We start from the raw sequence: 14,431 nt of genomic DNA on the forward strand, positions 1-14,431 counted from the left end.
GGTGACGATTTACTCCGTTTCTAAGGCTGTGCAGGCCGCTCAAGGTCAGTGGAAAAGTTTACTGCCGCGTTTAGGCATTCCGGTTGCTGTCAGTGGGCAACATACTGCCTGTCCGATATGCGGCGGCAAGGATCGGTTCCGATTTGATGATCTCAATGGGCGTGGTACATGGATTTGTAATCGGTGCGGTGCAGGAGATGGGTTGTCTCTGGTTGAAAAAGCATTGGCTATCACGGCAAAACAGGCTGCCGGGCAGGTAACAGCCCTAATCGGCCATCAGGAGCCTTTAGCAACTCACATCACCGATCATGATGATAAGCACCAGCAACGGCAGCGCGCGACCCAACTGGCGTGCTCACTGGTTAACCAAGCCTGTCGGAGTGCCAATAATTCTTATCTCGCTAATAAGGGGTGGCCTGAATATCAATGCCTGACCTTGCAAGAGAATGAACGCCAGATTGCAGGGGTGACTTATTGTCGTGGCGACCTGATCGTGCCCTTGAGCACGTTATCAGGGGAACTGGTGAATATTCAGCTGATTAATGCCAACGGTGATAAGCGAACCTTGCCCGGAGGACAGGTAAAAGGGGCATTTCACTTATTTTCCGCCGCCACATCAGTATCTGGGATGATTTGGTTAGCTGAGGGTTATGCAACCGGACTCACGGTACATCAACTTACCGGTGATGATGTCTATGTGGCACTGAGCGCGAATAATCTCCCTTTACTGGCGGCGCAGTTGCGTGAACAGTATCCGGCGAAGCCGCTATTAATCGCTGCGGATCGGGATGATAACGGAACTGGACAAATTAAAGCCGAAGAAGCGGCTAAAGTTAGTAATGGTGTTGCTGCTTTACCTCCCATCAATGGTGACTGGAATGACATTTATCAGGCCCGGGGTGCCGTGGAAACGGCAAATTTGTTGCACGCATTTTGTCAACGGGGAGAAACCAGCCCTTTTGATAGCCTGAGTGAAGCCGATTTTAAGGCGATGAGTGCCAGCGAAAAAGCGGCGTTAATTGCTGAGCATTATAATGATCGACTGGCCATCGATGCTTTTGGGGAAACCTTTTATCAGTATGAAAACGGTGCATGGAAGATATTACCTTTTAGGATCTTAAGTCGTGAAGTGGCCGCGCTCTTCCAGAAAATACGCGCGCCATTCTCGGCAGCGGGTATTAGTGGCGTTCTGGATACACTTAAGCTGATTATTCCCGTTCAGAAAGAACCCGCTCGCCACCTGATAGGTTTTCGTAATGGGGTTTTTAATACGGTCACAGGGCAATTCTCTCCACATAGAAAAGAATACTGGTTACGCACGGTCAATAATGTGGATTATACGACGTATAAAGAAGGTGAGAATTTACCGGAGCATGCGCCGTATTTCTGGCAGTGGTTGGATCGCGCAGCCAGTGGTCGTGAAGAGAAACGTCAGCGAATATTAGCGGCTTTCTTTATGGTCTTGGCCAACCGCTATGACTGGCAACTTTTTCTTGAAGTCACTGGCCCCGGAGGTAGCGGTAAAAGTGTGATGGCGGAAATTGCGACTTTGCTCGCAGGGAAAGACAACACCACTGCTGCCACTATTAGCACCATTGAATCCTCACGCGAACGCTCCGCTATTGTGGGTTACTCTCTGATTATCTTACCAGATCAGGAGAAATGGAGTGGTGATGGGGCGGGGATAAAAGCCATTACTGGCGGGGACGCTGTGATGGTTGACCCGAAATATAAAGATGCCTACTCCACCAGTATCCCTGCGGTAATTTTGGCGGTAAACAATAACCCCATACGTTTTAGCGATCGCAGCGGAGGTGTATCTCGCCGTCGGGTGATCCTTTCTTTTCCTGAGGTTATTCCGGTAAATGAGCGAGATCCTCAGATGAAAAGCAAAATCGAGAGCGAACTGTCAGTGATAGTCCGGTATCTGATGCAGCGATTTGCTAACCCTGGAGATGCCAGAAAGCTACTACAGGAACAGCAAAACTCAGATGAAGCATTGGAGGTTAAGCGCAACTCTGACCCATTAGTCGATTTTTGCGGGTATTTGCTGGCCAGTGCGGAAGCTAATGGTCTCTATATGGGGAATGGCAACATTATCCCGCGTAACCCACGTAAATACCTGTATCACGCATACCTGTCGTTTATGGAGGCACGTGGGCACTTAAAACCGATGACTCTCACTGCCTTTGGATTGGCGTTGCCACAGATACTACGGGAATATGGATTAGCGCTGTTAAAAAGAAAAACCAAACAAGGGATGCAAACTAACCTCGAACTCAGTGAGGACTGCGAGACAGACTGGTTACCGAAGTGTGATTCTGTCCACTAACCATAGAAACCGGCTCTGGCCGGTTTTGTTTGTTATGATAAAGTCAGATATATCGTGGTATGAATATTTCAAATTTTTGAGTGACTATGCATTAAAGTTATTTTGATGGGGACGGTAAATATGAAATTATTAACTTCAAGCGATTTATTGGAGTCAGCTATTTCTGAAGTAGAGAGAAATTTGAGAAATCCCAAGAAAACACACACCTCAGTACAGGATATTTTGAATTAGATGAAAAAACAGGTGGATTTGGTACTGGTCTCCATATTATTGCCCGTCGTCCTGCTATGGGGAAGTCTACTTTACTACGAAATATAGCAGAGAATATATCATTACTTAATGATGGAATAGTTTTGTATATCGATTTATCTCAAACTGAATCTGAGTTCATAAGTAAAATGCTTGCTTCTGTAAGTTGCGTTAATTTTGATAGACTTGAGTCAGGTCAATTAGATGAACAAGGCTGGATAAATCTTAGCTCTAGTATTGAATAATAGGAATAATATCTTATGGGTCAGCATTTAAACTCAACGTTGAAGGATATTGAGGGGTTAATATCGAATAGCTTTACATCGGAGCATAAAATATCTTCTATTTTATTGATTATATTCAACTAATTCGCGTTATTAAATATGATGAAACAGATGCAATGAGATGACTGAGGTCTCTCGATCATTAAATATATTGTCAAGAATTTATAATGTTTCTATTTTCTCATGTTCACTATTAAATAGAAATCTTGAAGGGTGAGCAGATAAGAGACCTGTTCTAACAGATCTAGGATACTCATGTAAAATATAAGATGACGCGGACTCTGTTGTTTTTTATATATAAATGATTATTACTATGAGTATAGTCATATGAAAGGGATACCTTCCGTTTTTATTGGAAAGCATAGAAGTAAATCATTGTCTTTTGTTAGATTAACTCATCATGTTCAAGATTCGATTCATATATAGAGAGTGATGATGAGTAAATATCTGATTTGCATTGTTGCACTATTGAGTTAGTTTCTATAAAAATATATCTTTGGCTGCTTGCCCTATACTTACCACAAGTTGGTGCACCATATTTAACTATTATTTATGGAAGTAAGTGAGCGTTAGTGTTCACTCAGACTAATACTCTTCATTTAGGCTAACCATGCGTCAGACGTTCAACTAACATGTGGGAGCGCAGCTTAAAATCAGGTACGTTATGGTACATAGCGAGAAGTTAGATGACGGTTTATCTATATGTAGAGACTAATTCGCAAGCTGATTAATTTTAGAAATTAGCAAGATAATAATCCTTCAGAGTGACTATGATTTCTGCATTCTATTTCGAAAGTAAATGATAACTTTATGAGCTTAAATATTTCATGTGTTTCTTATTATAGGTAATCATTAGGAAAGTTTTCCTTTCTACTTAGATTCGTAAATGTTAACTTATATTTGTCCTTAGTTAGAAAGTGCCTATGCATTTTCTTGTGGTTGGTGTATAGCCGACCCGGTATTGTTGTGTGGTTTCTCGCCACAAGATCGCGAGGCGTCACGAGGCGCCCTCGCCTCGAGCCACCTCGCGAGCCTGTGTCTCGTAACCTGTGTAAGGGCATATCTCGATGTGGTCAAAGCATCCCAAGTATCTAAATGCAAAAAAAGATTTTGTTAAAAACTTTTCGGCAAGTGAACTAAATCAGCTTAGCTACTCACTACCTAAGATATTGTTCATATGTGGTGGTGAAGAAAACGCATGCAAAAATAGAGGTCTACTTGAAAAGTATATTCAAAAATACCATAAAGAGTACCTGACATTTAGGGCGGAATTCGCCTGGGAAGTTATTAGCCATTCAGACAGTGCAAAAAGTGTGAATGCACTTGCACTTGAAGAGTGGTTGGCAGACTTTTCTGACATTGTGATCATTTTAGTTGAAAGTTTTGGCACAGTGGCAGAGTTAGGAGCTTTCTCATTGAGCCCTAGTTTGCGAAAAAAGTTGCTTCCTATCCTTGATAAAAAGTTCGAGAAACATAATTCATTCATAAATACTGGCCCAGTAATGTGGGTTAATAATGATTCAAAATATAAACCTGCAATATATACTGATTTTTCAACTATCTTAACCTGTATCCCAGAAATAAATGATAGACTTGGTAGAAAGTTACGCTCATCTGTAGCCCATGGTAATTTATATGGATTATATAAATATTCACCAAAAGTGTTACTTTTTTTTCTATTGTATGTTATCGCATCCTTGGGTCCGATAAGGTCTGATGATATCTTTGGGTTGGCTCATGAAATTATAAATTATAAGGATAGGAAAAGTAAAAGTACTATCAATTTTATGTTGTCTTTAGGAATTGCTTTGGGACTTTTTAAGAAAAATCAGCGTAATAATAATGTTTACTATTCGTGTGTTGATTTCGATAAATTTTTTAACCACGACTCAACAAAAAAAATGTTAGTAAATATACTTAAGAGCCGCGCACGAGCACTTTCCGATCTTATTCGAATTCCAGAATTTAAGGAAGAATTGAGTCAGGTAATGAAAAATGTTAATTAAATATCTTTCAGATAACTTAGTTTTGACTACTGATTTCATTCAAGAACTTGCCAATACGGCAGATGATAGATATAATAAATTTAGTGTTCCTAAAAAAAATGGTGGAACCCGAGTTATTTATCAGCCACAAAAAGAGCTTAAATTAATACAGCGTGTATTACATGATGATTTTTTAAAAAAAATCATTGCGCATCCAGCTTGCTCAGCTTACTGCGATGGTTCTTCTGTGAAGAAGAATGCAGAAAGGCACAAAAGTAATAAATATCTTTTACGGCTGGACTTTGTTGATTTTTTTAAATCTATAACATCTAATGATGTATTACATTTCTTGGCTGATAATAAGCTACACAATGATTGGACTACACATGATACCGAGTTATTTTTAAAACTTGTTTGTTTTAAGGGGAGATTAACTATGGGAGGAGTTACATCACCTATTCTTTCTAATTTGGTTTGTAATAATTTAGATGTTGCTATTAATGATATTTCTATTTCTTTAGGTATTACCTATAGTCGATATGCGGATGATATATATCTTTCAACTAACAACCCAAACATACTTTTTTGTATGCCGGGTAAGGTTATTAGTTTATTGCGTAGTATTGAATATCCTAATTATTTAATCCTAAATACAAAGAAAACAAATCACTCATCTAAAAAAAATAAAATGATGATTACTGGATTAATACTTACCAATGATGGTGAAGTTTCACTTGGGCGAAAAAAGAAAAGAGAGATTAAAACATTAGTATATATATGGGAGACTCTTTCGATAGAAAGACGAAAATATTTACAAGGATATCTATCATATTGTGCTAGTGTAGAGCCATTATTTATAAATTCTTTGTGTGAAAAATTTAGTGCAAAAAAAATAAAGGATATACAATCCTACAAATTTCAGAGCTCTAATAGTTCGGTTCCTTCTAAGATTTTAACAAAATGATATTTTGATAAGAAGTCAATATTTTTAAAAAATAAACCAATAGGATGTTATCTTAATTATTATCTTGAAAAGATAACTGTATATTCTTTATGAGTGTCAAAAAATGATTGTCTAGTTGTATACAACATCTGGTGAACCTGAAAGATAAATTAGTTTAAATCGATTATTTTTATACCTGATAACAACCAAATGTGATCACTATGAATGGTTAGTTCAGGTGAGCTCATCACTGACTTAACACTAGCTAATTTATTGTTTTTAAATCACTAAATTGAAAGATGAACAGGGTGACTACTTTTCTATAAAATCTTTTTCTTCTACAGTAACGCAGCTATATGAGCATCCCAATACTCTCTCTCGAGATATGTTCATCACTATGCTCATTTTTTAGTCATTCAACTTTATATGTATAGAAAAGTGTATAGAAATGCACTTTCAATTTTAATTTATCTTTATTTTTCAAATGATAAGTTCATGTTTTGTATTCCTGTGATCTCCGCCAAAGCCTATCTCCCGCTTTCTCTCTTCTTCTATAAATCCTTTTATAATCCAATGGTTACAATGAAAACAGTCTGTCTGAATCTACCGTGGTTTACTGGTTTCTACCCTGTGCTGGGGGCATAATTGGGGGCATAAAAATACTGCCATGTACTTTGGTTTGGATCACTTCAGCCAGTTAGCTTGTTGGAAGAGATAATCACCTCAGATATATTCATCTTCTTACCGGGTTAAGCTGATATGCATTAAGGCTGGCGAAGGGCAGTAGTCAGATCAATAATTATATTTTTAGGAAAAATAAATGAGTAGCAATAAGTCCTTAATATTTATATTTATGGTTATATTTCTAGTTTGGTTGTCGGCATATCCTCTTTCGAGATATATTTCTAGTTCTGCCTTTATGGAGCCGACCACCTCTATATACAATGCCATCAATGTGCTCTTTACTGCTCTGGCTTTTACGGGCGTCATTATTACTTTTCATTTTCAATCATTAGAAAGTGAACGAGCCAGTAAAGAATTGGTTGAGCGTTCGATTTTTGAGCTATTTTTGGCTTTTACCTCAGAGTCGTTCCAGAAAGTGAAAGATGATGCTTTTTTAAGCCTACTGGTAGCGGTAAAAGATAAGGAATATGCGGTTTATATTGCCAGCAGGCTTTTCCCTATAGAACGTAAGAGTTTTCCAGAGTCTGCTCTCTTAATTTATCAAACGTTGCGTCCCGAGCTTAACGATAAAAGCCCTCATGATATGATGGATATAGAACGTAGTGCCCGCCTTCATCTCGACAATATCCTTAATTTTTTCTCCATGCTTTCACATCGGCAAACCGCAGCATCAGTGATAAAACATGTGGATTTTGCATATGACTGGTGGCGCCCAACATTATGGATCATTGCACAGCTACAAAAAGAGATGAAAGACGATTCAAAACAAATCTCTAACTATTGTCGTAATCCGATGTTGCACATAACTCTTGAAAAACTTGATAAAATTTATGGATATCCACCGATAGAACCTGGAGAGAGTGTTTATCAGTATTTGCAGGAGCATCCGTGGTTGCAAGAACAGCATATTGATGCTGCTTTTTTTAAGGCAGCTTAGTTCACGAATTTACATTTAATCAAAAAAATTCTGAGCTGACTTTAGGTAATTACTGATGACATGAGTTTCTGATTATGAGCGATTTTTACTAATCTAAATCAATAAATCGCCATAAAAATTTCAATAGTACTGATAATAAAAGCATGTGCTTAAAAACAGTATTGACATCTGATATAGAACACGTAGATTGGAATTCAACACCGGTGCAATTAGTAACGAACTTTTTATTTAGCCGGTGTCCATGTAGCAGATTTAAAATAATGCGATAAAGGTCACGAAATATTTTTTTATGTGAGATTCGTTATGGGTTTACTTATAATTTACTCATGCGATGATGCTTTAAGGTCACGCAGTAAATCTTCATAATCGCATTTTGTGGACGATACGCGATGAGTTAAGGCTTTGTTGTTAATAGTAATGTTCGCGATTTGTGTACTTCAGTATGAGATCGAGAATATCGCGACGAAAGTAAAGCCACGTAACAAAGAGTATATCGCGAGGGTGATGTACTAATTTAGTCAGACTTATCAAAAGCATGGCTAAATTTAATAAGTTGGGAATGTTACCATTCAGTTAATATATTGGAGGGCAGAGTTAGTTCTAAACGAAAATATTCCTGTAAAACATGTACATCTTTATAAACAGTACCAAGATAAGTATTACGTTATTAAGTTGATTAATGTTTAATTCTAAATGTGTAGTACCTTAAAAGCCCTGGCTATTTGTAGTCGGGGCTTTTATCATTTTGAAGTCGGGCCACTGTTATATCGAATAAAAACAGGAGGATGCATGGAGGTCAGGTTAGCGTTACTTGAGGAAGCAGAACAGTTATGGCTAGTAAGGAATAACGCCATAAGGCATGGCTGTCGAAATGTGTATGATAAAAAAACATTGATAGCGTGGACTCCGGATCAGATGCCAGAGGGATATCCTCAGGCTATAACACATAATCCATTTTTTGTTATCGATGACCCAGTTAGCCAGCTCGCTGTTGCCACTGGATTTTTAGATATCTCATCAGGTAGCGTCGAAGCTATTTTCACCTTACCTGAATTTGAAGGCCAGGGTATGGCGTCTTTGATTCTGGCCGCCATCAAGCATGAAGCAAAGCGACGGGGTTTTGCAAAGTTAACACTGGCCTCGACACCTAATGCATCGGAATTTTATGAAAGAAATGGATTTACACTCATTGGCGAGAGCTTATATCCATCTCAGTTGGCACAGGCCAATCTGAGATGTGTGGATATGGTTTGTTATTTATAGAGTTGTGAATCTGCTTTGACTTAATAAGCAATCTCAAGAAATATCAGCAACAGAGGCTCTGGCAATTAACCTACCGGTTACGGCATGCCCTTCAGGAACATAAATGGGGTGCTGTTCAATTAGGCTGCGTATGCGTTGCAGGCAATTTTCCAATAACTGTTCTGTAGGATAAGAAATACAGGTTAGCGGTGGATAAAGCAGTGAGGCCAGTGGAGAGTCTTCCAGACTTAGTAACGAAACCTCCTGTGGCACGACAATGTTAAATTCACGCATCAGGCGCATAGCTTCAGCAGCATAACTATCGCGTTTTACAATAATGACTGAATAACGGGTAAAGCTGTTAATCAGAGTCAGTAAGGCTTGCTCTACGTTATTTTTTGCAGCTAACAATAACTGCCGGTTAAAAGGCAGTGAGAAGTTTTGCAGTACGTTACGATAACCCTCGACCATCTGGCGACTGGCATCATCATCTTCATTATCAATGAGTAACGCGATATTGCGATGACCTTTACCAATTACGTATCGGCAGGCACTTTCTGTCGCAAACGCATAATCATAGCCGCGACTTTCTGCTCCGGTAACAGCAAACTGATCGAATGCAATGACGTTCTGCGGCGCGTTAGCGCTGAGTTTCCCCAATACGACGACAGCCACGCATTGATGTTGGAGTTCCTCGATAAAAATTTGCTGTTCAGTTTCGTCATTAACATACTGAACAATAAGTGTTTTATTGAGATTTTTCATCGCACGAGACAACTGTGGTAACAGGATGGCAGAAAGCTCTGCTTCACAAGTCGGTAGTACAATGCCAACGTAGCTGGAAGTCTGGCTGGCCAGACTTTGGGCGGCAAAGCTCGGACGATAATTGAGTTGCTCGACAGCACGTAATACTGCTTCCCGACTTTCGTCGCGCACGCCACGTGTTCCGGTAAGAACGCGCGATACCGTGGCTCTGGAAACATTGGCTAACTTGGAAACATCATCGATTGTTGGCATTGCGTCTTCTGCGTAACGATTTTCCCATTATAGTAGCATAAATAACCGAGATAATTGTTCACAGTGTTGCCACTCAGGGCCCTGCTATATCTGTTTATTTATCGGCAAGATAGGCAGCCACGCAGCCCCGCGTACACCGCTGGCGTCGCCAAATTTGGCTTTCAGAATGCTTGTACGACAATCACTTGAGAAGATATATTTTTTAATGACACAGGGCAAATCATCATAAAGGCTCGCCACGTTAGATAAACCACCGCCGATGACAATGGCATGAGGGTCTAGCGTATTAATAACAGTCGCAAGACTGCGAGCAAAGGCGTCAATAAAATGGTGGTAGTGTGCCAGTGCACGGGGTTCTTTCTCTCGGGCGGCGACGATAATATCTTCGGCGCTGAGTTGCATGTGCCATTGTTGATTAAAACGCTGTGCAAAACCTGTCCCTGAAATAAAACTTTCAACACAGTTTTTCTGACCACAATAACACTGTTGCGCTATCCCATCCTGCTCTGTCATAAATCCGGGGAGCGGGTTGTGACCCCATTCTCCGGTAATGGAGTTTGGCCCAGAAAGCAGCGTTTTATTCACTACGATACCGCCGCCACAGCCGGTCCCCACTATTACACCAAATACTGTGTTATAACCGGCACCAGAACCATCTACAGCTTCAGAAAGAGTAAAACAATCAGCATCATTTGCGAGAAAAACGGGTTGCTTTAAATGCTGAGTTAAATCCCCGGTTAAATCCTGGCCATTCAGTACCAGGCAATTACAGTTTTTAATTAAGCCACTTACTGGATCGATTGTGCCTGGCAGCCCAATACCGAGTGTAAATTCACTACTAGTTTTATTCTTTATTTCATTAATAAAAAAGAGCAGGTCATCTATAAAACTTTGGTAACTCTCTTTGCGAGTTGGGCGGCGTTCACGTAGTTGTATTTCTCCATGAGAATCTAATAACACCGCTTCAATTTTAGTGCCGCCAATATCCAGTCCGAGATGAAACATATTAACCTCATAGAGAACTTCAAAAAATGGTCAGAGAGGGTATGCCTCTCTGACTTATAACATGAAATTTGAACTATTATTGTCTGGTGCGATAAAGGTCGATCAGTTCAGTCACTAATTCTTTTGCCAGGATTGAAGTCATTAAATGATCCTGAGCATGAACCATTACCAGTGTCATTTTGGTTTTTCCTTCACCTTCATCAGCTTCAATGAGTTTGGTTTGTACCAAATGGGCCTGTTTAGCGTAATATTCAGCTTCTTTCATTTTTTCATCGGCATCCGCGAAGTTATTTTCTTTAGCGCTACGTAACGCTTCATAACATAGACTTCGTGACTGACCGGCATTAATAATAATGCCCATAACTTGTTCTTCTAATTCCATTAATGACCTCGGTGGTATCGTAATTGTAATTTATGCCGCGTCTGTTTGTGCGGTTGTATTATGTTCTGTGGTTTTGTCTGTTTCCTGTTCCAATAACTGCTTTTCATAAGCCTTGAGGAAAGGGAAATACATAGCAGCAGAGGTTGCCATGCATATCAGGCACAAAATGACCGGGCTAAATGTCCAGTTGGCAGCCCATGAAGCACCGATTGGTGCTGGGGTAGTCCAAGGTGTCATTTGGACTACCCGGGAGACCAAATCAAAATCCAGTGCGAAGTAGGCGAGAGTGGCATTGACCATAGGCACCAGTACAAATGGAATAAAGAACAATGGATTCATAATGATAGGAGCACCGAACAAAATAGGCTCATTGATATTGAACATGCCAGGCACAATACCCATTCGGCCAATAGTGCGTAGATGAACCGCTTTGCTGCGCATGAGTAGCAATGCTAGTGGTAGTGTGGAACCCACGCCGCCAATAAGCAGATAGTGATCCCAGAATCCCTGCACATAGATGTGTGGAATTGCTTGACCAGCCGCCATTGCTGCCTGGTTTACAGACAGATTTGCCATCCAGAATGGGTTCATAATACCCGTGACAATCAGCGCGCCGTGAATACCGGCAAACCATAATACCTGGCAAACCAATACCGAGATTAAAATAGCAGGTAGGGTATCAGAGGCTGCAACCAATGGTTTTACCAGCGACATAATAGCTTCAGGAATAATCATTCCCAATTGCGCTTCAATAAATAAATTAAGTGGATGCAGAGTCAGGATGACCGCCAGAACAGGAATTAAAATCTCAAATGAGCGAGCAACACCAGTTGGAACTTCGGGTGGCAAGCGGATAGTAATATTATGACGCTTGAGAAAGGCATAAAGTTCAGTGGAATAGATAGCGACCAGAATAGCAGTAAAGATCCCCTGACCAGAAAAATAAGCTGTGGATATTTGTCCGTCTTTTAAGGGGGCTGCAACCAATAAGAATGCCATCAGCGATAACATGCCCGAAGTTAAAGGATCGAGATTATGGTGGCGAGCTAAACTCGCGGCGATCCCCACCGAAATAAATAGGGTCATGATCCCCATGCTGAAATTAAAGGGCAGCATTAGGCTGGCACGATGTTCTAATGAGAATTGCAACCAAGCGCGAGCAAACACCCAAGTTGTATCAGGTGAGAAAGGGGGAAATATGAAAACTAACATGAATGAACCGACAATCATAAAAGGGAGTGCGGCAATAAATCCATCACGAATGGATGTAACATATTTCTGTTGACCAATTGCGCCCGCCATTGGCGTGATTTTCTGTTCAATCACGTCGATTAATTTACTGTACAGAGAACCCATGGCTTATCCCTTATTTTTTATTATCAATTAGTGAAAGGGCAAAATCTAAAACCGCAGCACCTTTTTGCATGCCGTAATCCATCATATTGATGGGTTCGACTTTAATGCCGTATGCATTGGCTTTATTCTGTAGATCGCGTTGCATATATTTCACCTGTGGCCCTAATAAAACGACCTGATAATCTCCAACGTTCTGTTCAAACTCCACGACACCGAAAGCCTTAATATCAACTTCAAGATTTCTTTTCTCCGCTTCCTCAACCATTTTCTTCACCAGCATGCTGGTAGACATTCCCGCAGAACAACAAAGCATGATTTTTTTCATGGGTAGCTCCGAAATAAATAACGACAGTGATAACGAGCGGACTATAGCCATGATGGAAATAAACGGAAAGCGCTTTCCGTTTATGGATCATTTAAATGTGAGCCTGATCACCAGATGGAGGCTTTCGCTTTGCTGTGATGTACGCCATCATCCTTCCATAAAACAGCCCCAGAAAGGTTCCACCATGAATATCCAGATCATGAATGTTGCCGTCGCTCTGATTGAGCAGCGCCTGACTCCCTTTGCCAATATGCTTACCCGCAACCATCACATCACGGCTATGCGCGACAGCTTTGCTCTGGCAATGCCCTTTGTGATCGTAGGTAGCTTGATGGTTCCACTGATTTTTCCGCCATTTTCTATCAATATTGATGGTCGCTTCGGGACGTGGTATTTGCTTTTTCGGCCAATACTGATGCCTATCTTTGAACTGACATTAGGTCTGATTTCGTTGATTATTGCCTTTGGTGCCAGTGCCAGCCTGGCTAAGCAATATCGACTACCTGAACGGCTTGCGGGACTCACCGGCTGCCTGGCCTTTCTGATGTTTATTGGGTTCAAAGAGGGCACGGCACCCAATATATTTTTAAGTGGGATGGGGATGTTTACTGCCTTATTCTCAAGTTTTTATTCCATTGAAATAATAAGATTTTTCTATAAAAAAGGCTGGTGCATACGCTTACCTCAAGAAGTCCCTCTGATGACGCGTAATAGCTTTCAGTTATTGGTTCCGCTATTGGTCATTATGTTGTCCATTAGCGTGATGAATACGTTATTGCAGCTTTCGACAGGAATGATGTTACCGAATTTGATCAGTGAAGCACTCCGCCCGTTAATCATTGCCTCTGATACCCTGACAGCTATTTTGATTTCCTTACTTATTTGCCAGTTATTGTGGTTTGTTGGTATTCACGGCGCACTGATTGTCACGGGTATTATGAACCCATTCTGGATGACATATTTAGTTGAAAATCAAGAAGCTCTGGCTAATGGTGTGACCCAGCTACCCCATATTTATCTGCAAGGGTTCTGGGATTTTTACTTATTAATTGGCGGCATTGGCTCAACATTGCCGCTGGTTTTTATGGCGATGCGCAGCCGCTCCAGCCAGCTCAAAAGTGTTGGAAAAATTGGTTTGATCCCCTCGCTGTTTAATATCAATGAACCCATTTTATTTGGTTTTCCAATCATTCTTAACCCTGTGTTTTTATTGCCATTTATTGGAGTTCCGATGATTAATGCCTGCATTGCCTGGTATCTTACTCATCTGGGGGTATTGGATAGAGCGGTTGCTATGTTGCCCTGGTCGATGCCCTCACCCTTGGGTGCGGCATGGGCTGCGAACGGTAGTTGGAAAAACATGTGCATGTGCTTGTTTGCCATCTTCAACTCCTGGATGTTATATCGTCCTTTCTTTTGTGTGTATGAAAAGCAACTTGCTGATTTAGAACGTAAATAACAGATACTATTTTCTCGCCATCAATGTGCTTACCCGCCGTCAGGGGCGGCACTCCCCGCTCTCTATAACTAAAAATGCGACTCCAATCACAATTCTAAGGGGATTACTGGCGAATTTGTGACTTGATCCGGCAAATACGGAAAGCGCTTTCCGTTATTGGATGTACATTTCCGTTTCTATTCCGTAAATTTCCCGACGCGTTATTCAGATGCTATTTCAATCAAAAAAAAC

Annotated in this window: 11 protein-coding genes and 1 pseudogene; 7 read left to right on the plus strand and 5 right to left on the minus strand. The window is 40.6% G+C overall.

Translation table 11 applies throughout. The features are described from left to right. Position 1: 1 nt before the first annotated feature. The 6 genes and pseudogenes from FTB31_RS12365 to FTB31_RS12390 all read left to right on the plus strand — a co-directional run bounded on the left by FTB31_RS12365 (position 2) and on the right by FTB31_RS12390 (position 8,677). Positions 2-2,332 (plus strand): phage/plasmid primase, P4 family, encoded by a 2,331-nt coding sequence (locus FTB31_RS12365; protein WP_227731424.1) that lies wholly within the window; start codon positions 2-4, stop codon positions 2,330-2,332. A 218-nt stretch (positions 2,333-2,550) separates the two neighbouring features. Further along, a pseudogene (locus tag FTB31_RS21585) lies at positions 2,551-2,826 on the plus strand (DnaB-like helicase C-terminal domain-containing protein); the annotation flags it as partial. A gap of 1,106 nt (positions 2,827-3,932) precedes the next feature. Further along, positions 3,933-4,871 (plus strand): retron St85 family effector protein, encoded by a 939-nt coding sequence (locus FTB31_RS12375; protein ID WP_227731425.1) that lies wholly within the window; start codon positions 3,933-3,935, stop codon positions 4,869-4,871. Next, a complete protein-coding gene (locus FTB31_RS12380) occupies positions 4,861-5,814 on the plus strand; it encodes a retron St85 family RNA-directed DNA polymerase (RefSeq protein ID WP_227731426.1) in 954 nt (317 codons plus the stop codon). Before FTB31_RS12375 ends, FTB31_RS12380 begins: the two co-directional genes overlap by 11 nt. Before the next feature lie 799 nt (positions 5,815-6,613). Next, on the plus strand, positions 6,614-7,414 hold the full coding sequence (locus FTB31_RS12385; protein WP_050076589.1) for a hypothetical protein: 801 nt from the start codon (positions 6,614-6,616) through the stop codon (positions 7,412-7,414). A 789-nt stretch (positions 7,415-8,203) separates the two neighbouring features. Beyond that, a complete protein-coding gene (locus tag FTB31_RS12390; protein ID WP_077175037.1) occupies positions 8,204-8,677 on the plus strand; it encodes a GNAT family N-acetyltransferase in 474 nt (157 codons plus the stop codon). Between the two features lie 33 nt (positions 8,678-8,710). Here the strand turns inward: FTB31_RS12390 and FTB31_RS12395 are convergent, their stop codons facing one another. The 5 genes from FTB31_RS12395 to FTB31_RS12415 form a co-directional block, all read right to left on the minus strand. After that, positions 8,711-9,673 carry a LacI family DNA-binding transcriptional regulator gene (locus FTB31_RS12395; RefSeq protein ID WP_050076593.1) on the minus strand — a complete coding sequence of 321 codons (963 nt, stop codon included), beginning with the start codon at positions 9,671-9,673 and terminating at the stop codon, positions 8,711-8,713. 84 nt (positions 9,674-9,757) lie between these two features. Next, positions 9,758-10,678, minus strand: coding sequence for an ROK family protein (locus FTB31_RS12400; protein ID WP_077294970.1), 921 nt, complete (start codon positions 10,676-10,678; stop codon positions 9,758-9,760). Between the two features lie 76 nt (positions 10,679-10,754). Further along, the gene (locus FTB31_RS12405; RefSeq protein ID WP_005165284.1) at positions 10,755-11,060 is read right to left on the minus strand and encodes a PTS lactose/cellobiose transporter subunit IIA; all 306 of its coding nucleotides are present in this window, start codon (positions 11,058-11,060) and stop codon (positions 10,755-10,757) included. Between the two features lie 30 nt (positions 11,061-11,090). Next, complete coding sequence (locus tag FTB31_RS12410) at positions 11,091-12,416, minus strand: PTS sugar transporter subunit IIC (RefSeq protein ID WP_050076600.1); 1,326 nt, start codon at positions 12,414-12,416, stop codon at positions 11,091-11,093. A 10-nt stretch (positions 12,417-12,426) separates the two neighbouring features. After that, the gene (locus tag FTB31_RS12415) at positions 12,427-12,741 is read right to left on the minus strand and encodes a PTS sugar transporter subunit IIB (protein WP_050076602.1); all 315 of its coding nucleotides are present in this window, start codon (positions 12,739-12,741) and stop codon (positions 12,427-12,429) included. 184 nt (positions 12,742-12,925) lie between these two features. On the opposite strand from FTB31_RS12415, the gene FTB31_RS12420 reads away from it, so the two are divergent. After that, positions 12,926-14,200, plus strand: a complete 1,275-nt coding sequence (locus FTB31_RS12420) for a PTS sugar transporter subunit IIC (protein ID WP_050076604.1) — start codon at positions 12,926-12,928, stop codon at positions 14,198-14,200. The last annotated feature ends 231 nt before the right edge of the window (positions 14,201-14,431 follow it).

The sequence above is a fragment of the Yersinia proxima genome, assembly GCF_902170785.1.
Classification (GTDB): Bacteria; Pseudomonadota; Gammaproteobacteria; order Enterobacterales; family Enterobacteriaceae; genus Yersinia; species Yersinia proxima.